This is a genomic window from Spirosoma sordidisoli, assembly GCF_004138325.1.
Taxonomy (GTDB): Bacteria; Bacteroidota; Bacteroidia; order Cytophagales; family Spirosomataceae; genus Spirosoma; species Spirosoma sordidisoli.
This window is the reverse complement of sequence record NZ_SBLB01000004.1, coordinates 182,313-199,691: the sequence shown is the minus strand read 5'-3', so window position 1 is coordinate 199,691 and position 17,379 is coordinate 182,313. Positions and strand designations below refer to the sequence as shown.

At 56.9% G+C, this 17,379-nt stretch carries 16 protein-coding genes; 6 read left to right on the top strand and 10 right to left on the bottom strand.

The window, feature by feature from the left end:
• Positions 1–269: 269 nt before the first annotated feature.
• From EQG79_RS15745 to EQG79_RS15725, 5 genes are all read right to left on the bottom strand, one after another.
• On the bottom strand, positions 270–1,373 hold the full coding sequence (locus EQG79_RS15745) for a phosphopantetheine-binding protein (protein WP_129602485.1): 1,104 nt from the start codon (positions 1,371–1,373) through the stop codon (positions 270–272).
• Positions 1,370–1,789, bottom strand: coding sequence for a hypothetical protein (locus EQG79_RS15740; RefSeq protein WP_129602484.1), 420 nt, complete (start codon positions 1,787–1,789; stop codon positions 1,370–1,372). Before EQG79_RS15740 ends, EQG79_RS15745 begins: the two co-directional genes overlap by 4 nt.
• Positions 1,789–2,166 carry a photoactive yellow protein gene (locus EQG79_RS15735; protein WP_077923200.1) on the bottom strand — a complete coding sequence of 126 codons (378 nt, stop codon included), beginning with the start codon at positions 2,164–2,166 and terminating at the stop codon, positions 1,789–1,791. The genes EQG79_RS15740 and EQG79_RS15735 overlap by 1 nt, the downstream gene beginning before the upstream one ends.
• Before the next feature lie 48 nt (positions 2,167–2,214).
• Positions 2,215–4,983, bottom strand: coding sequence for a PAS domain-containing protein (locus EQG79_RS15730; protein WP_129602482.1), 2,769 nt, complete (start codon positions 4,981–4,983; stop codon positions 2,215–2,217).
• Positions 4,984–5,845: 862 nt separating this feature from the next.
• Positions 5,846–7,069: an ABC transporter permease gene (locus EQG79_RS15725; protein ID WP_129602480.1), complete on the bottom strand. Its 1,224-nt coding sequence runs from the start codon at positions 7,067–7,069 to the stop codon at positions 5,846–5,848.
• Between the two features lie 189 nt (positions 7,070–7,258).
• Here EQG79_RS15725 and EQG79_RS15720 point away from each other — a divergent pair, with 189 nt between their 5' ends.
• The 3 genes from EQG79_RS15720 to EQG79_RS15710 all read left to right on the top strand — a co-directional run bounded on the left by EQG79_RS15720 (position 7,259) and on the right by EQG79_RS15710 (position 9,175).
• On the top strand, positions 7,259–7,636 hold the full coding sequence (locus tag EQG79_RS15720; protein WP_129602478.1) for a MerC domain-containing protein: 378 nt from the start codon (positions 7,259–7,261) through the stop codon (positions 7,634–7,636).
• Positions 7,637–7,665: 29 nt separating this feature from the next.
• The gene (locus EQG79_RS15715) at positions 7,666–8,619 is read left to right on the top strand and encodes an NAD(P)/FAD-dependent oxidoreductase (protein ID WP_129602476.1); all 954 of its coding nucleotides are present in this window, start codon (positions 7,666–7,668) and stop codon (positions 8,617–8,619) included.
• Between the two features lie 109 nt (positions 8,620–8,728).
• Entirely contained in the window at positions 8,729–9,175 is a 447-nt protein-coding gene (locus EQG79_RS15710) for a hypothetical protein (RefSeq protein WP_236648872.1), read from the top strand.
• A gap of 187 nt (positions 9,176–9,362) precedes the next feature.
• Here EQG79_RS15710 and EQG79_RS15705 read toward each other — a convergent pair whose 3' ends face one another.
• From EQG79_RS15705 to EQG79_RS15695, 3 genes are all read right to left on the bottom strand, one after another.
• The gene (locus tag EQG79_RS15705) at positions 9,363–10,325 is read right to left on the bottom strand and encodes an NAD(P)-dependent alcohol dehydrogenase (RefSeq protein WP_129602474.1); all 963 of its coding nucleotides are present in this window, start codon (positions 10,323–10,325) and stop codon (positions 9,363–9,365) included.
• Between the two features lie 189 nt (positions 10,326–10,514).
• Positions 10,515–10,997, bottom strand: coding sequence for a hypothetical protein (locus EQG79_RS15700; protein WP_240699368.1), 483 nt, complete (start codon positions 10,995–10,997; stop codon positions 10,515–10,517).
• A 25-nt stretch (positions 10,998–11,022) separates the two neighbouring features.
• The gene (locus tag EQG79_RS15695; protein WP_129602472.1) at positions 11,023–11,595 is read right to left on the bottom strand and encodes a TetR/AcrR family transcriptional regulator; all 573 of its coding nucleotides are present in this window, start codon (positions 11,593–11,595) and stop codon (positions 11,023–11,025) included.
• A gap of 229 nt (positions 11,596–11,824) precedes the next feature.
• Here EQG79_RS15695 and EQG79_RS15690 point away from each other — a divergent pair, with 229 nt between their 5' ends.
• From EQG79_RS15690 to EQG79_RS15680, 3 genes are read left to right on the top strand one after another with little or no spacing between them, the layout of a single operon-like run.
• The gene (locus EQG79_RS15690) at positions 11,825–12,643 is read left to right on the top strand and encodes a 2Fe-2S iron-sulfur cluster-binding protein (RefSeq protein WP_129602470.1); all 819 of its coding nucleotides are present in this window, start codon (positions 11,825–11,827) and stop codon (positions 12,641–12,643) included.
• A gap of 18 nt (positions 12,644–12,661) precedes the next feature.
• Positions 12,662–13,675 carry an FAD binding domain-containing protein gene (locus EQG79_RS15685; RefSeq protein ID WP_077923192.1) on the top strand — a complete coding sequence of 338 codons (1,014 nt, stop codon included), beginning with the start codon at positions 12,662–12,664 and terminating at the stop codon, positions 13,673–13,675.
• 20 nt (positions 13,676–13,695) lie between these two features.
• Complete coding sequence (locus EQG79_RS15680) at positions 13,696–15,822, top strand: xanthine dehydrogenase family protein molybdopterin-binding subunit (protein WP_129602468.1); 2,127 nt, start codon at positions 13,696–13,698, stop codon at positions 15,820–15,822.
• Positions 15,823–15,998: 176 nt separating this feature from the next.
• Here the strand turns inward: EQG79_RS15680 and EQG79_RS15675 are convergent, their stop codons facing one another.
• Both EQG79_RS15675 and EQG79_RS15670 read right to left on the bottom strand, forming a co-directional pair.
• Positions 15,999–16,559: a GrpB family protein gene (locus EQG79_RS15675; RefSeq protein ID WP_129602466.1), complete on the bottom strand. Its 561-nt coding sequence runs from the start codon at positions 16,557–16,559 to the stop codon at positions 15,999–16,001.
• Positions 16,560–16,800: 241 nt separating this feature from the next.
• Positions 16,801–17,316 carry a hypothetical protein gene (locus EQG79_RS15670; protein WP_129602464.1) on the bottom strand — a complete coding sequence of 172 codons (516 nt, stop codon included), beginning with the start codon at positions 17,314–17,316 and terminating at the stop codon, positions 16,801–16,803.
• Positions 17,317–17,379: the final 63 nt, after the last annotated feature.

The window sequence follows — 17,379 nt, the reverse complement described above, 5'->3', positions numbered from 1 at the left end:
CGGCATGAGATAAAAATCAGTAAGACAGAATAAAGAAGAAATGATATAATTCATTGTCCAAATTATATGGACTGTATTTGGCTATAATACTACAATAAATATGGCTATTGTCGTGGTGGGCGAATTGTCATAACGACCATGAAGCAACGGAGTTGGTGCCGATTTGGCGCGTAATAGTAAGGTGTTGATCTTTTGGATGGGTTTGCCGGGGTATTCGGAGAAGCCGGTAATCGCTGGTCTGTCGCCCTCGCCGGCTATTCCTGTTTCGCTTAGTACAGGTACAGGTGGTTTGGTAGTTCGGGGGCGCTAAGGTGCTGGCGGATCCAGCGCAGGCAAGCCTCCCGGCTGCTGTCACTGAGGGCACGTAAGTGAACGGCTGCATAGAGCTGCGTATCACCCGCTACCGCTTTGGCATATACATCACACTCAGCTACCAATGGACATTGTTCGATAATCTGCCGAATATGAGTTGGGTAAACATTCACGCCCGCTATCTGTACGGCGTCGTCCAGGCGGCCCAACAGCCTGATCTCACGAGAAGACAGTTGTTCGAGCCGGTCGGGAATAACAAAGGTTTCGCTGGTATCGGTGCGGGTAACCGTCAGCGGTTCTGAACGGGAAAGAACTACGTACGGAAAGAGAACAAAAGGCGCGTCGGGCGCATGACGGAATCCTAAACCACCCGTATCCGACGAGCCATACACTTCGGTCAATGACACCCCTGCCTCCATAAGCCTGGTAAACAGGCCCGGCGGCATAGGCGCGGTCGATGAAACACCCCGGCACGGGAGTTTAGCGGCTCCCAAAAATGACTGGTCTATGAATTGCCAGGTAAACGGGGTGCCAACAAGCAGCGAGTCAGCCTCAATATCGGCCATTGACACGTCGGTCAACAACCGCATTGGCCGTTTCCAGAGCGATGGGAGCAGAACCGTGTACAGGAATCCGTAGATGTGGTTGGCTGGCACCGAACTGATGATCTGACCTGGCGGAGCAAGCAGCTGAGCCAGAAACTGAGCCTCAGACACGAGCGACGCCATCGAGTGGGTAATGGATTTGGTAGCCCCACCCGTACCCGATGTGCGAAAGGTTAGAAACCGGTCATCGTCAGACCGCGCCCGCAAAATGCAGTTTGTCCAGTGTTCGAGCGTGGTTCCGGCCAGCAGGTAGTTGGTGGCTGACGTTTGTAAAAGGCCGAAAAGCTCGTTCAGGTAAGCGGCCAGCTCCATCCGTCTGAGGGAGTCCAGCCCCAGATCGAGCGAAAGGTCGAGATCGGCCCGAACCTGTGTGGGAAGACCAGCGTGAGGGATCTTCAGAATTCGGCCCGCTACGTCGAGAATGATTCGCTGAACGTTGTCGGTAGTCCAGATCATAACCCGTGGCGCATGGCGTCTGCTTTGATTAAAAAATCGGTTACATCGTCAAAGAAAACCAGCAGGGTGTCGGGCGATAGTTTCTCGATGGTGAGACAGAAGTGCCGATCAAACCAGGACTGCGAAACAGCAAACCGGATGGTATACGGCTCGTGGTCGATAATCAGGCCCGAGTCTGCACCAAAATCGGCAACTGCCTGACCAACGGATGGCAGGTAACCGGTCAGGACATCGAGCAGATTATGACCGGGTAAACCAAGGTGCGCAGCCAGGGGCATCATCAGTTGAACCGCTCTCGGATTGAGCTGACTGATAACTCCCTGCGCGTTGATTTCAGCCATTGCCAGGGGCGAATGGTGAAACAATGGGAGTAGCCGCTGCAGGTGTTGCTGGGCCTGTTGCGCTGGATTCGTCATTAGTCCACAAACTTGCGATTCACCAGGAAATACTGGTACTGACTCTGGGGCGACTTGAGCAGTCGCAATGTGACTTTGACGGGTTCACACACGTAGGTCAGGATATAGTCTAATTCTTCATCCAGAACCGGTTGCGCGTATTTGGCGGCCACCATCATGTTATTGGCGCAGGGGGCAATCTGAGTAAAGTAGTATTTACCTACTGCATAGGCGGGGTCAATACCGGTAATGTGCGATTCGGATTTGCAGTAGGCCACCACCACACCTTCGCGGGTCATGCGAACCACACCAAAGGGGGCATTGTCCAGTTGGTCGGGGGTTTGCTGTTCAAGCCAGTCGAGCAGGTTAGGATCGGAGAAAGTCGGAGAGGAGGTCATGTAGGCCGGGTTTATCGGGGTAAGTAGGGTGTTCGGGAATGGGTTTGTTTACGCCAGGTGAAGTTTGTCTTTGCTGATGGGTTCGCCAACCGGCAGGTAGACCCGGAACGTTGAGCCTTTACCGGGTTGACTCGTAGCCGTCAGAAGGCCCCGGTGGGTTTCGATCACCTTCCGGCAAATGGCCAGTCCTATGCCCGTCCCCGGGTATTTGCCTCTGCCGTGTAGCCGCTGGAACACCTGAAAAATGCGGTCGAGATAGTGCTCCTCAAAACCGATTCCGTTGTCAGCCACGCTGATTTCGTGAAACTGCAAATCAGACCCATCATCCATAGTCAGGATAGCCAGTGATTTTTCGATCAGTGCCGGGGGCATTTCCCGGATACTCACCGTACGGGCGGTCAGGTGGACCTGGGGCGAAACGCCTTCAGGCCGGAATTTTATCGCGTTCGACAGTAAGTTCTGGAAGAGTTGGTACAATTGATTTTTATCACCAACGATCATCGGTAGCGGGTCCCAGGTAACCCGGGCCTTCGATTCATGTACGACTACAAACAAATCACCGAGTACCTCATTCAGCAGATCGGACAGATGAACGGGCGAAAAGGGCCTGCGGTGCGTGGTAATCCGGGAGTACTCGAGCAGGTCTTTTATCAGCCATGACATCCGGGTGGCCGAGTCCTGCATGCGGGTCAGCATATCTTTGGTGCTATCATCCAGCACATGGGCATTGCGAGTGGCAATAATGTCGCCGAACGCCTGAATTTTACGCAGGGGTTCCTGTAAATCGTGGCTGGCGATATACGCAAACTGCTGCAGATTATCGTTGCTGTGGCTCAGTTCCATATTGGCTACTTCCAGCGCCTGCTGTTGCCGCTTTAGTTCGGTGACGTCGAGAAACGTAAACAGAATCTGCTCGCCGTGGGGAACCAGGGAGGCCTGGAACCAGCCCTGAATACCGTCGCTGAAATAGGGGAGCAGCCATTCCTGCCCCTGCCCCGTTTCGGCTACGGAAACCATCTTCTCGAATAACTGCTGACCGTCGTGGCTGGGAAACAAGGTTCTCAGCCGCTTCCCGATCAATTCATTAGCCGATCTGCCTACCAGTTCAAGCTCTGCTTTATTGGCCAGTTCGAACACAAAATCAACGATAGGCCCCGGCTGCCCCTCCTGAGTCGGCTCCCGCACTACGCCATACAGCACTATGCCTGCCGGTTGCCGGTTGATAACCGTCTGGAAAAGGTCGTATTGTGCCTTCTGGATCAGCTGGGCCTTGTACCCTTCGGAAACATCCATAAAGGTCATCAGGACGCCGTCGCCATGCCGCACAAACTGGGCATCGAACCAGGCACCGGGTCGCTCGTTGTAGTAGGTGAAAATCATGCGCTGGGTACGGCCTGTTTCAATCACTTCGCGCAGGCAGTACTCCAGTTCGGTCCCTCTGAAGCGCGGAAAAATTTCCAGCAGATGGTTGCCGGCCAGCTCACTGTCGGCATAGCCCGTCACCAGCGCGTTCATGAGGTTTGTCATCCGATAGCGGAAATCGACCACATTACGCTGGGGCGTATCGTCTCGTACGGCCTCCCAAAGTACCAGACCCGCCGGGGTGTTGTCGCTGATTTTCTGAAGGAGCTGGGCCTGGGTGCTATGTACCTGCTGCGCTTCTTTGGTGGCCGACACATCGGTCAGTGTCAGAATGAGCTGGCTGTCCTGGCAAACGATTGACACCCGGTACCAGCGCGTTGAGCCGTCTGTCATATAGGGTAAATCGTATTCCTGTTGTTGGCCCTGCTCAAACGCGGTTATACAGGAACTGAGTAGCTCTGATCTGCCCGCTGCCTGGAAAACAGTTGTCAGGTAATGTCCATACGAATCCGACGCCGACAGGTTCAGCATCCGCCGAAGACCGTTGTTCATACGCACTACCCGAAAGTTGGTAGCGCGATTTTGGCCCTCTGCCTGATTGTAAACCGGGCTTAGTACGGCGATACCCACCGTAACGCTCTCCAGAATAGTCTCAAACAGCTGAGTCTGCTTAAGCGTTGCCAGTTCCGTTGTTTTGCGGGCTGTTATATCGACGTAAGTCAGCATAACACCACGCTCAACCGGTACGATGGATAGTTCAATCCAGATATTGTATTCAGGATAATAGTGTTCTCCGGAATAAGGCTGCCCCGTTTCGCATACCTGCACTTTCCGATCGAAAAGGCCATTGATTTTGGTAGCCGGGTAAATTTGCCATACACTCTTTCCGATCACCTGCTCATGGGTGTGGCCACTCATACGCAGGCCCGCTTCGTTGATCATCACGAGCTGAAAATCATCGATCACCCCTCGCTCATTGCGAACAGCCTTGTACACCGCAACGCCGTGGATCGATGCCTCGAAGGCCTTCCCGAGCCAGTAGGCTTGCTGGGCGGCTTTCGTATCGGCTTTGGCCTGCGTAACATCCTGAAAGGAGACTACCAGATTACCCTCTAGGCGCATGACCGATATAGCGAACCAGGCGGGTTGGGGTTGGCCGGGTCGGGTACACTGAAACTCAACGTGAGCGGCCTCGCCGGTTTCCATCACCTGCCGATACTGTTCCAGTAGGGATGTCTCTTTCAGGTGCGGATACAGCTGGGTAAACCGCTGTCCTATCAACTCGTGAGCCGGACGGGTCATCTCCCGTTCGGCCATGCTGTTAAGCATCACCAGCCGAAAATCGACGAGTGCGCCCGTGCTGTCACGTTCGGGCAGATAGACCATAACGCCGTTTTGCGCTGCCGTCAGTACGTTCTGGATCAAAGCTGGAGCCGATGGGGTAGTCGATTTCATAGCATACTAGTCAGTCAGACGGTTTACGGAAACCCGGTGAGTCATAGCCATTCAGTCCTCTGGGGTAAACCTATACGAACTTGTGATAGCACCGGGCAGGTGTGCGCCCGGACCTTGGAAAGCGGCCCAAGAGCTACCATAGCTAACTACTGTTTGTTGGTCTCATCAGGTACTTACCCTTACCCGGCCTTCGAACATAAGAAGGATGTGAGAGTATTTATAACTAAGTATAATAGCTAAAAATACTTAATTATAAAGTTATTTTTTTTGTTCAACAATTCATCAACAGGAAGTATGGCGCGTTCAAGAAAGAGCCAGAGTTATCGTTCGGTAGGGGGGAGATGCCATAAAAAGAAGATAACCGGCTGTGCGGATAGCCGAAGGAAATGTTGTCCCTCAGCGATGGGCAGCCCCAAAGCAGAGGCAGACAGAGTTACTATGTAAGCCGCTTTCAGGTCTGTAATCGCCGTGAATAAACCTGAGTAAACAATAACAGTACCCCCGGGTGTGTTCCTCGTAGAGACGCGACCCATCGCGTCTCCCCTGCGTCAGCAATCATCTGCGCGTCAGCAACTCTTTTTTCTTCTTTTATCAATTACCGCCTATACGCTGGCAAGCAACCTAACCAGACTGATTGAAGCAGGAATAGGAGACGCCTGAATTGCTGACGCGTGTTAGACCTAAGGGATAAGGTAATTGCTGACGTACAGGAGACGCACAGAGACGCACAGAGACGCGAGGGAGATGTACAGAGACGTACAGAGATGTATAGAGATGTATAGAGACGCACAGAGACGCACAGAGACGCGAGGAGACGCACAGAGACGCGAGGAGACGCACAGAGACGCGAGGGGTCGCGTCTCTACTCGCGACGGATGGCTTCGACGGGGTCGAGCCGGGCGGCTCGCAGGGCGGGGTAGGTGCCGAAGATGACGCCGATCAGCATGGCGATGACCATGATCAGGATAAAGGTGTTCCAGGTGTAGGCCACCTGAAACGATACGTCGGTCAGCGCTTTCACGATGGGGATAAACGCCAGTGTGCTCAACAGACCCAGACCCAGCCCCAACAGGCTGCCAAAGGTCGAGATCGTGATCGATTCCGACAGAAACTGCCACATGATATCCCGCCTTTTAGCGCCAAGCGCTTTCCGAACGCCAATTTCTACGGTTCGTTCCGTGACCGAAATTAACAGTACGTTCATTACACCGATGCCGCCGACCAGCACCGAGATGCCTACAATCAGGCCCATGATCAGCCGGAACAGTAAAAAGCCCTGGGTCGCCTGGCTGACGCGCTGCTCGTTGGTGATAAGTACGAAATCATCCGGCTGACCCTTCATGTTGGCTTTCAGCCAGGTGTCTACGTCGGTTTTCAGCGCTGGTACATCTTCTACGGTATTGGCTTCGATGACACCCATGGGCGGAGATGCCCGCAACGCACTGTCGGGGAGCAGCGTTATCGGCATCAGCAGCTGGCCGGCTTTGGCATCCTTGTCGGCCAGAATACCGATCACGGTCAGCGTTGTTCCGCCGTAGCGTAGCTGTCGACCGAGGGCTGATTTTTCAGGTTGTTTGCCGACCAGCTGACGGGCCAGAATTTGGTTGACAACCGCCACCCCACGCGCCCTCTGCAGCTCCGGTTCGGTGAAGACCCGGCCGTGAACCAGCGTCAGATTGGGGTGGAGGGGCAGGCTGGTCCCCGTAACAATCGTACCGATTTTGCCCGTATCGGACACCACGCTGATCTCGCTGTTCTGCTGCCAGTAGAGGTAGGTCCCGGCGGGTTTGCTCAGCGATGACCGCATAGCCCCCCATCTTTTGGCGTCGAGGTAGTCGTATTCGCTTTTCCGAACCTGTACCTCGTTGACTACTTTATAGGGATTCGACTGTACCAGTACGGCTTTCAGCGAGGTGGTCCTGGTGATCTGCTCGCGCGCGTACTGCTCCATACCGTCAATCAGCGACAGAATAGCAACCAAAGCCGCTACCCCGATCACGATCCCCAGAATGGACAGCACCGTATGAAAAAAACGAGTGCGGATGTTTTGCAGCGCATGGGCGAACGACACCAGTATTTTTTTCATCGGGAAGGGTGCCCGCAATTAGAGGGGGGCTATACAAAATAGCAGCGTATGCTACAGGAAGCCAACCGGTATGTGACAAACGGTGAGGCTATTTGCAACCCCATCAGAGTCTACAGGATTCATTTTTGCAACAATGTTGCAAAAATGAATCCTGTTCTTTACCTTTGCCTATCGATCAACCCATCTGGTATGGCTACACACGTACTCCGTCGCCGGGCCGACTACATCGGTATCACCGGTTCGCTACTCTGCCTTATCCACTGTATTCTCACCCCGGTATTGCTGATGACCTCTACCTGGCTCACGCATGATTCGCTTCGGGCCGGCTTCCTGAGTCTGGATTATCTGTTCATCATCGTCAATATGGGGGCGGTCTGGTCAGCTACCCGGCATACCTCCCGCTCGATCCGGTTTGCCCTCTGGGGGTTTCTGGGGCTGTTCGCTACCGGGCTGGTGTTCGAGGAGCTGAACGAAGGATTCGAATACCTGGCCTACGCGGCCTCCCTGGGCCTGGTTGTGACGCACCTGGCCAATATCCATTACTGCCGTACGCATCACGTTCATTGAGCGGCCATTGACACCAACCAACATACAACATGACCATCCGCGAGCATTACGATGTAATTATAGTAGGGGGCAGCAGTGCCGGGCTTAGTGCCGCGCTGGTACTCGGCCGGGCGGTACGTCGGGTGCTGGTCATCGACGCGGGGCAGCCCTGCAACCGGCAAACGCCCCACTCGCACGGTTTTCTGACCCGCGACGGAGCAACCCCGGCGGAGTTAGTGACCGCAGCCCGCGAGCAGATCAGCCAGTACCCGGGCGTGCAGTTCTGGTCGGGCACTGCTACCCGGGCCGCCCGCACTGAGCACGGATTCAGCGTTACAACAACGTCGGCCGATGGGGGCGATTTACAGTTTTCGGGTCGTGCGCTGCTGCTGGCAACGGGGCTGTTCGATATCATGCCCGAGCTGCCGGGCTTTGCCGAATGCTGGGGCCGGTCGGTGCTGCATTGTCCTTACTGCCACGGGTATGAAGTACACGGGCAGCCGCTGGGTATCCTGGCCAATGGCGATGTTGGGTACGATATGGCCAGCCTGATTCAGCAGTGGAGCCGCCAGCTCACCCTGTTCACCAACGGACCGGCCACCCTGACCCCCGATCAGCGGCAGACCCTGGCTCAACTGCAGATTCCGATTGTCGACACCCCAATTGCGGCTCTCGAGCACGAAGAAGGCCGGCTAACCGCTGTGCTGTTCGCTGATGGGACACGGGCCCATCCGGCGGCTGTTTTTGCGCGGGTACCCTTCCGCCAGCATACTGATCTGGCCAGTCAGCTGGGCTGTACCCTGACCGAGCACGGCCTGATAAAAACTACAGAGGCCGGCGAGACGAACGTTCCCGGTGTCTATGCGGCTGGTGATGCAACCACCCTGTTTCGGCAGGTGGCTATCGCGGTGGCCAGCGGAGCCAAAACGGGCGCGTGGCTGAACCGGCAGCTGATCGATGAAGACATTCGTCGACAGACCCGACTGGCGGGAGCCTACGTCTGACCGGCCGCTGCGCATAAGGTTGCTCAACTCAGCCCAGGCCGCTTATTGGCTGATTTGTTTTTGCAACATAGTTGCAAATTTTTTATTTTGCTGGCTAAACAACCAGCCTATGCAACCGAATCGACTTGTTTACACGCTTTGCCTGATGGGTGCTTTATCCGCCTGTTCATCGTCTGGTCAGCAAGATCCACTGCTGGAAGAAGCAGCAACGTACCACCGGCAGGCTACCGATATTCAGGCCGTGCTGGAGCCGAAAATCGATCAGATCGATTCGCTGAAGGCGGTATATACGGCCCAGAAAAAGCCAGCCGCAGTGGTGGTTTCGCTCGATAGCCTGAAAAAAGCCTTTGAAGACTGGGAGGCCAATCTGGTCGAAGTACCCGGTATGCCTCATACCCATACGCATGAACACGGACACCATAGCCACCAGCATGCCGACGCTACCCTGGCCGATCTGCCGGCCGAACAGATGCGCGATCTGCAGCGCGCCACCCTGACCAGCATCAAACAGATACAGGTTCGGCTCAACGAGCTGACCCCAGCTCCGAATCCATAATTCATACCCCCACCGTCCGCTACGAACCAGGCCGTCATGAAGCCAATCGTTAGCCTCTTCGTTGTTCGTACATCCTGCACAGGCTCAGTACCGATGGGGCTGCGATTCTGATGGCCGCGCACGACATTTTCCGGGCCCGGGAGCTGGAAGCCATCTACCTGCAAACGGTATAGCGACCGAGCCGGGCTCAGGCCAGGGTGATGACTACGTTCCCTATTTTCTGCCCGGTTTCTACGTACCGATAAGCGTCGACGATCTGCGACAGCGGATACCGCCGGTCGATAACGGGCCTGAACGCTCCCTGGCTGACCAGGTCTCTCAGAAAAACGATGTCGTCTCGGGTAGTTGTCGGGAGCGGGAACAGCACCTTTTTGCCGCGCTGCAGCGGGGCCAGGAGGGCCCGAAAAACGTTCTCCCCGTTTTTGCCGAGTTCGGTAGATATGTAGTTGCCCGTCTCGCTGAGGATGGGTTTGCACTGCCCGAAAGAGCTTTTGCCAACGGCATCGAACACCACCTGAAATACCTCACCGGTTTTGGTGAAATCCTCGCGGGTGTAGTCGATAACCCGGTCGGCCCCCAGCGATCGGACGAGACCTACGTGCGGGCTGGCGCACACCGCCGTAACGACCACCCCGGCCTGCCTGAGCAGTTGCACCGCGGCCGATCCAATGGCGCCCGTGGCTCCGTAGACCAGGGCTTTCTGACCGCGCGTTATTCCGGACGCCCGGATGTTGCAGAGCGCGTAATGAGCGCCTTCGGCAATGGGCGCGGCTTCATCATAGGCGAGTCCGGCGGGGATGGTCGTTACGGCCGCGTCTTCGGGTAGGGTCATGTACTCGGCATGGCCACCAAACTGGCTGTCGTTAAACCCAAATACTCGGTCGCCGGGGCGAAAGAGCGTCACGTCGGTGCCAACGGCTTCGACCTGACCGGCAAACTCGCAGCCGAGCGTTTGCTGTTTGGGGCGCAGCAGCCCGCTGAACAACCGGGAAATTACGTACTCGGCGCTCCGAAATCCGCAGTCGGTGCGGTTCACGGTCGACGCATAGACCCGAATCAGAAGGTCGCGGGGGCCGGGCGTGGGTTTGTCGACCTCCCTGATCTGAACGACCTCGGGTGGTCCGTAGTGGGTGTGTATGGCAGCTTTCATGGGCGGTGAATGGGAACCGGCCAGCAGGCCCGGAAGAAGATGTTCGGCCCTGCTGGTCAGTAGTTTATCCGGTATTGGTCGGGCCCAAATGTATTCACCGCTGGCTGAACGGGCCGCCGGGTATGTGTTCTGTGGCTGAATAACGGGATAACCCCGCCGGTGGGGACAGATGGATGGTTACCTGGCCGGTCAGTGGCTGGCCGGGCGCCATAGCGGGCCTATCGCGATCAGCAGCACGATTATATTGAATACCACATTCGACGGGTTGCCCGACAGAACGGAACCGGTGCTGTCGCAGACGAACCAGGCCAGAATGCCCACGACAACGGTTCGGCGAACGGCTTCCGGTGCTTTGTCATACACCCAGACCGACAGCGCCCAGACCATGACGCCCCACCCGATGAGAAACCCGCCCGTCAGCGCCGACAGAAACCGCGTGTCGGGCGAGGCATAGGTCGTGGCGCCATCGATGGGCCAGCTTAACAGATCCAGCGTCAGCCGGGCGGGCTCGGCCGTAGCGACCATGGTTCCCAACGAGAAAACGGGGCCGAACGCGCCAACGACCAGGGCCGTGATTTTGATCCAGAACTTATGAAATCGGTGCGACGATCCTGTCGCCTGCTGTGGTGTTCCTGTCTCCTGCATGATGAGTTGGTTTGTGTGCAGGTGCATAGGTAGTTACAGCAGACCTCCGGTTTTAGACGCTACCGTCCAGAACGGCGGGGAGCGATGCTCCGGTGGTACTGAACGCCCGGACCAGGCCCTGCAGGTCGCTGAAATACTGCGTCAGCCAGCCGTGGTTCAGGGTTTCGTCGGTTATCTGAAGGTAGAAGTTGTCGAGGCTCAGGGTAAGCACCAGCCCGGCCAGGTGCGACTGATCGGTCAGACCCAGGATGGCGGACCAGATACCCATGATGGCGGGCACCGTGAGCTGGTTCGTTTTTACGAAACACGCTTCAAACTCCTTGTTCGTCCGATGAATCCGCAACTGTCGATTGACCAGCAGGTCCAGTTTGTGGGCAACGATAATATCGATTAGCTCGTCCAGTGACGTACACTGCGATTCTTTCCGGGCAATCTGGCCAACCTGCTCCATGTGATAGTCGAGCAGGATACTGGTGAACACTTCCAGATCGGCAAAGTGGTGATAGAACGACGATTTGTTCTTGCCCACAGCCGCGGCCAGCCGTTCTACCTTGAGTTCCTGAGGCCCGCCATACGCGAACATCCGGTACCCTTTTTCTATCCAGCTTTTCTGTATCTCTTTCATCGGCTGTCAATCTAGGCGTTTTTCCATCATCGTTGACGGGGACGCAAAAAACGGGTTGGGTTCTCCCGGCTCACCGGCGGGAACGTAGCGCTGCGTGGGGGTTTAGTTGATGTACCCGTTGATAGGTAATTCATAACAATAGCTGCGTTCGGGTGGTTACTTCGGGGTGATTCTATGCCCGATGAGGCTGTGCTGAGTAACCAGTCACAAAGCTTTGACAAACTGCCCGATGGACCAAAACGAAAACCTGGACCTGTCCGACGACGAGAAAAAACTCTTCGAGGATCTGATGCCCGAAGACCTGACCGAAATCCTCGATACGGGCGTCAACCGGCGGCACTTCCTGAAGCTGATGACCCTGGCCGGGGGTGGGGTGCTGGCCGCTCAGTCGGCCGTGGCCGAGCAGCTGTTTACCAAACCGATCAGTGGCGCCATGCCCGAAGAGCTGTCGGCCGCTGCCATCGAAAACGGCGTCAACCTGGCCCTGAACGTGAACGGATCCGCCCGGAAGCTGACCGTCGACTCGCGCATGACGCTGCTCGATACGCTGCGGGAACGACTCGACCTGACGGGTTCCAAGAAAGGCTGCGACCACGGTCAGTGCGGTGCCTGCACGGTACTCGTAAACGGCCAGCGGGTGCTGTCGTGCCTGACCCTGGCGGCCAGCTGCGAGGGCAAAACCGTAAAAACGATCGAGGGCCTGGCCCAGACCGGTACGGGTCGATCCCGCGCGGGCGATTCGGGCGCGCAGCTGCACCCTATGCAGGAAGCGTTCCTGAAACACGACGGCTTTCAGTGCGGGTTCTGTACGCCCGGCCAGATCTGCTCGGCGGTGGCGCTGCTGGACGAAGCCCGGCGGGGCGATGCCAGCTACGTCACGGAAAACGTGCGCCGGAAAACAGGCCCGGTTCAGCTGTCGACCGAGGAGATTCGGGAGCGCATGTCGGGCAACCTGTGCCGGTGTGGGGCTTACCCCAATATTGTAGCTGCCATTCAGGAGGTTCATAGCGGCAAGCCCGTGGAACAGACCTTCCGGTTTTCGGCCTAACCCTATACCCCGTATTCCATGAGACCGTTCACCTATACAAGGGCCAAAGACCCGGCCGCAGCCACGCAGGCCCTGGCCGGTAACCCGACGGCCCGCTTTCTCGCGGGCGGCACCAACCTCATCGACCTGATGAAAGAGGATGTCGAACGCCCTACGGCCCTCGTCGATATAACCAATCTCAGCCTGGCCGAGATCAAACCCATAACGGCGGGCGCCAGCAAAGGCGGTCTGTCCATTGGCGGACTGGGCAAGAATACCGAAGCGGCCAACCATCCGCTGGTGCGCCAGCACTACCCGTTGCTTAGCCAGGCCATCCTGGCGGGCGCGTCGGGTCAGATCCGCAACATGGCTACCAACGGCGGTAATCTGCTGCAGCGCACCCGCTGTCCGTACTTCTACGAGGTGTCGATGCCCTGCAACAAGCGCGCACCGGGCAGTGGCTGTGGCGCACTGGAAGGCATCAACCGGCTGCACGCCATCTTCGGCTGGTCCGAAAAATGCGTGGCCGTTTACCCCTCCGATATGGCCATTGCCCTGGCGGCTCTCGACGCAGTAGTCAGGGTCAGAACGGCCAGCGGGCAGGAGCGGAGTATACCCTTCGCCGATTTCCACCGGCTCCCCGGCAATACCCCCGAGCAGGATACCAACCTGGCCCACGGGGAGCTGATTACCGCCATCGACCTGCCGCAGAACCGCTTTGCCGACAGGTCGTACTACCTCAAAGTGCGCGACCGGGCGTCCTACGCCTTTGCCCTGCTTTCGGTGGCAGCCGCCCTGGAGGTGAGCGAAACGGGCAACCGCATCGTTCAGGCCCGCATCGCAATGGGCGGAGTGGCACATAAACCGTGGCGGGCGCTGACGGCCGAAAAAATGCTGATCGGTCAGGAAGCCACCCCCGCCAACTTCAAACGGGCTGCCGACGCCGAGATGGCCGCTGCCCAACCGCTGGAACATAACAAGTTTAAGGTCGAGCTGGGCAACCGAAGCATAGTGCTGGCGTTGCAGATGGCCCTGAACGGAGGCAAAGCCTGAGGAACCCTTCACCAACCGCCATGCAAGACAAAAACAAACTAACCGGCACGCCCGTCAGCCGCATCGACGGCATTGCCAAGGTGACTGGAAAAGCGGCCTATTCGACTGACTATCCGGTGAAGAATCTGGCGTATGCCGTTCTGTTCAAAAGCACCATCGCGGCCGGCACCATCCGGTCTATCGATACGGCCGCGGCCGAAAAAGCCCCCGGTGTGCTGGCCATCATCACCCACCAGAATGCGCCGAAACTGAACGTCGACGGCGGTATCCGGGGTGGGGCGCTGCTCCAAAGTCCGGAGATCGAATTTCACGGGCAGCATATCGGGCTGGTCGTAGCCGAAACGTTCGAGCAGGCCCGACACGCTGCGCACCTGATTAGCGTCACCTACGACCGGAAAGAGCCAAAAGCCGATTTCGAGAAGCTGATGAAAAACGCGTCGGTGCCCAAGGATAAGGACAAAGCCGACGCCAAACGGGGCGACGTCAAAGCCGCCCTGCGCGAGGCCGAAATCAAGGTCGAAGAGGTCTACGAAACCCCCATCGAGCACCACCACCCGCTGGAACCCCACGCCACCATTGCCGAATGGACCGGCGATCGCGTTACGCTGTATAACAGCTCGCAGATTGTAAACGGTGCGCAAACCGCAGCGGCCAAAACCCTGAACATCAAACCCGAGCAGGTGCGTATCGTTACGCCCTATATCGGAGGAGGATTTGGCTCGAAAGGGGGGCAGTGGGCCAACCTGGTGCTGACGGCCGTAGCCGCCAGACAGGTCAACCGGCCGGTGAAGCTTGCCCTGACGCGGCAGCAGATGGTGAACTCGGTCGGGCTGCGTCAGCGGAACCATCAGAAGGTGAGTCTGGCGGCTACCAAAGACGGGAAGCTCACGGCGCTGGCCCACGAGACCACTACGCACGGCGCTATCAAAAACGAGTTCATCGAGCCCTGTGGCGACTGCTCGAAGATCATGTACGACACGCCCAACTCGCTGATTACGTACCGGATTGTTCCGATGAACGTAATTCTGCCAACCTACACGCGCGGCCCCGGCAAATCGACGGGGAGCTTCGCGCTCGAGTCGGCTATGGACGAGCTGGCCCATAAGCTGAAGATGGATCCGATCGAGCTGCGCCTTAAAAACGAGCCCGAACGCGACCCCTCTAACGGCAAACCCTGGTCGTCGCGCACAACGGTACAGTGCCTGCAGGTAGGAGCCAAAGCCTTTGGCTGGGACAGGCGCAAGCCCGAGCCGGGCCAGAACCAGCAGGGCAACTACCTGATCGGCTATGGCGTATCCTGCGGTACGTATCCCGCGCATCAGCGCCCCACCTCGGCCATCGTGAAGCTGAAACGCACCGGCAACGACGTCATGGCCACGGTCGAGCTGGCCGCGGCCGATCTGGGAACCGGCACCTATACGATTCTGGCCCAGACAGCCGCCGACGCCCTGGGCCTGCCGCTCAACCAGGTGAAGGTCGTCATCGGCGATTCGGACCTGCCGCCGGCGGCCGGGGCTGTGGGGTCGGTAGGGGCGTCGAGTTACGCCAACGCCGTAAACGATGCCTGTCAGAAAATCACCGACGAGTTGCTGGCTCGGTCCGGCAAGCAGTTTTTTGCCCGTCCGACGGCGTCGCAGCTGATGCTTTCCGAAAAGCTGACCGACTTCCAGACCCGTATCGATGCCAAACCGCTGGAGAGCGCGGAGGAGTACTCGGCCCATAGTTTCAACGCCAACTTTGCAGAAGTGGCCGTAAACCGGTTTACGGGCATGGTTCGGGTTAACCGATTCCTGGCCGTAACCGGCGCGGGTACGATCCTGAACCCGAAAACGGCCCGTTCGCAGATCATCGGCGGCAACATCTGGGGCATCGGCATGGCCCTGACGGAAGAGTCGGTGGTGGACCCGCGCTGGGGCAACTTCGTCACCCGCTCCTTCGCCGACTACCACGTACCGGCCAACCTCGACATCGGCGCGATGGAGGCTATTTTTATCCGGGAAGACGACCAGAAAGCCAACCGGATGGGGATCAAAGGTATCGGCGAAGTGGGCATCGTTGGGGTAGCAGCCGCCGTAGCCAACGCCATCTTCAACGCCACCGGCAAACGAATCCGCGAACTGCCGATCACCCCGGATAAGCTGCTGTAATCCCTGCCACAACGAACGCCGTCCGGTACGACACCTTATAAACGGGTATCGTACCGGACGGCGTTCGTCTACGAATAATGATTTGCTGAAGGCAGTTGCAGCCGCAAGTATTGACCATTAAGTAATCTGGTTCAGTAATTTACCCGGCCGTTCCGGTTGTCCGATTCTAATAACAATCAAGAAAGCCGATTAGAATCGGTTCGTGTTTCGTCTAGCCGGGCTTTTTCGATGATGTCGTTGATGAATGCCGTTGCCTGCTGCTCTTTCAGCTGGGCGTAGCGCTTTCGGTCCTGGTTGGCGGCCCGGGCAAGGTCATATTTTAACCGCTGGTAATGCGCTCTGGCGTTCTCGTGGGCAATCAGGTAATTTCTGAACAGCCGGTGTTTCTGCCATTCGTCACTGTCGGCCCGGCAAACGTACAGGTGGTGGGGGATGGAATCGAGTACAGTATGGGCAGGGTCAGCGTGGGCGCGCTTGAATACCTCCCGGCCAGCAATGCCCTGATCGCCGGCATGGTAGTACCCAATCGCTTCGAGCCTGCTTTTGATATCATCAAAGACTATCGGCTGATCGAAGATCAGATCGATATCGATGACTGGTTTGGCTGCCAGCCCCGGAACCGACGTACTGCCGACGTGTTCAACGGAAACGGGCAGGTTTGTCAGCGCTTCCTCAAGCACCCGTTTCAGGGCGCTGAAGTCTCCGACCCAGGATTCTTTATACGGTTCAACTACCATGCAATCTTGCCGGACCTTGGCGAGTCTTGTTCAATCCGTTATGTATCAGCTAAGTGTGCGGGCCGTGAATTTGTTCCGGCCAGTCGCGGAGGTACCCCGACAACCCCGCTGCCAACGCCTGCTTATGCTTATGAGCCAGACAGGTTCGGGAACCAGTACGCCCTGATACGCCAGAAGGCCTGCAGGACGCCCGTAAACCGGGCACCTGCAGGCCTTCTGGCAATAGACGCTATTGATGTACTTATTTTGTTTTTTCCAGCTTCTCCGCCAGACCGTTTTTGAACGAGTAGTCCTGTGTGAATCGTATGGAATCCTGAAACAGAATCTGATACGTATCCTTGTAAAACCTGATTTTGAGCTGTTCGTCTTCGTTCTCGAAGAGTATAGGCATCGTTTCGCCTTCAACTACCTCTTTCTTTTCCAAAACAGCGGGTTTATCCGTTTCGCCGAAAAAGACTTCCGCTTTGGAATGGTCGTCAGACAGAACGACATAGGCGGTAGTGACCGGATTTTCGGGGGCCGTCGATTCGTATTTCTCAAACGGGGTGCCTTCTTCAAAAAAGCGGATACACTTTTTCTTTACGGCCGACCAGGTATAGCCAGCCGATCCTTTGCAGCCGCTGGGGTCGACGTCGTTCCCGACCATTACCGGTGAATCGGGCTTTTCCGAAGCCTGCTCAGACTCCCCGGTGCCAGACTTTTTACCTGAACAGGCCATAACTAAACACAATAGGGCAATAGATAGGGTCGATTTCATGATTTGCGTTTTACAGTGGGTTTCCTGATTTACTTTATTGTGATTGCCATCTGACTGGTTGTT

What these genes read in the sequence shown, in the direction of transcription:
- EQG79_RS15695 (WP_129602472.1), bottom strand. Translation starts at nt 11,595, where the DNA reads ATGAAAGAGATACAGAAAAGCTGGATAGAAAAAGGGTACCGGATGTTC.
- EQG79_RS15690 (WP_129602470.1), top strand. Translation starts at nt 11,825, where the DNA reads ATGGACCAAAACGAAAACCTGGACCTGTCCGACGACGAGAAAAAACTC.
- EQG79_RS15670 (WP_129602464.1), bottom strand. Translation starts at nt 17,316, where the DNA reads ATGAAATCGACCCTATCTATTGCCCTATTGTGTTTAGTTATGGCCTGT.
- EQG79_RS15740 (WP_129602484.1), bottom strand. Translation starts at nt 1,789, where the DNA reads ATGACGAATCCAGCGCAACAGGCCCAGCAACACCTGCAGCGGCTACTC.
- EQG79_RS15700 (WP_240699368.1), bottom strand. Translation starts at nt 10,997, where the DNA reads ATGCACCTGCACACAAACCAACTCATCATGCAGGAGACAGGAACACCA.
- EQG79_RS15685 (WP_077923192.1), top strand. Translation starts at nt 12,662, where the DNA reads ATGAGACCGTTCACCTATACAAGGGCCAAAGACCCGGCCGCAGCCACG.
- EQG79_RS15680 (WP_129602468.1), top strand. Translation starts at nt 13,696, where the DNA reads ATGCAAGACAAAAACAAACTAACCGGCACGCCCGTCAGCCGCATCGAC.
- EQG79_RS15725 (WP_129602480.1), bottom strand. Translation starts at nt 7,069, where the DNA reads ATGAAAAAAATACTGGTGTCGTTCGCCCATGCGCTGCAAAACATCCGC.
- EQG79_RS15735 (WP_077923200.1), bottom strand. Translation starts at nt 2,166, where the DNA reads ATGACCTCCTCTCCGACTTTCTCCGATCCTAACCTGCTCGACTGGCTT.
- EQG79_RS15705 (WP_129602474.1), bottom strand. Translation starts at nt 10,325, where the DNA reads ATGAAAGCTGCCATACACACCCACTACGGACCACCCGAGGTCGTTCAG.
- EQG79_RS15720 (WP_129602478.1), top strand. Translation starts at nt 7,259, where the DNA reads ATGGCTACACACGTACTCCGTCGCCGGGCCGACTACATCGGTATCACC.
- EQG79_RS15715 (WP_129602476.1), top strand. Translation starts at nt 7,666, where the DNA reads ATGACCATCCGCGAGCATTACGATGTAATTATAGTAGGGGGCAGCAGT.
- EQG79_RS15730 (WP_129602482.1), bottom strand. Translation starts at nt 4,983, where the DNA reads ATGAAATCGACTACCCCATCGGCTCCAGCTTTGATCCAGAACGTACTG.
- EQG79_RS15675 (WP_129602466.1), bottom strand. Translation starts at nt 16,559, where the DNA reads ATGGTAGTTGAACCGTATAAAGAATCCTGGGTCGGAGACTTCAGCGCC.
- EQG79_RS15745 (WP_129602485.1), bottom strand. Translation starts at nt 1,373, where the DNA reads ATGATCTGGACTACCGACAACGTTCAGCGAATCATTCTCGACGTAGCG.
- EQG79_RS15710 (WP_236648872.1), top strand. Translation starts at nt 8,729, where the DNA reads ATGCAACCGAATCGACTTGTTTACACGCTTTGCCTGATGGGTGCTTTA.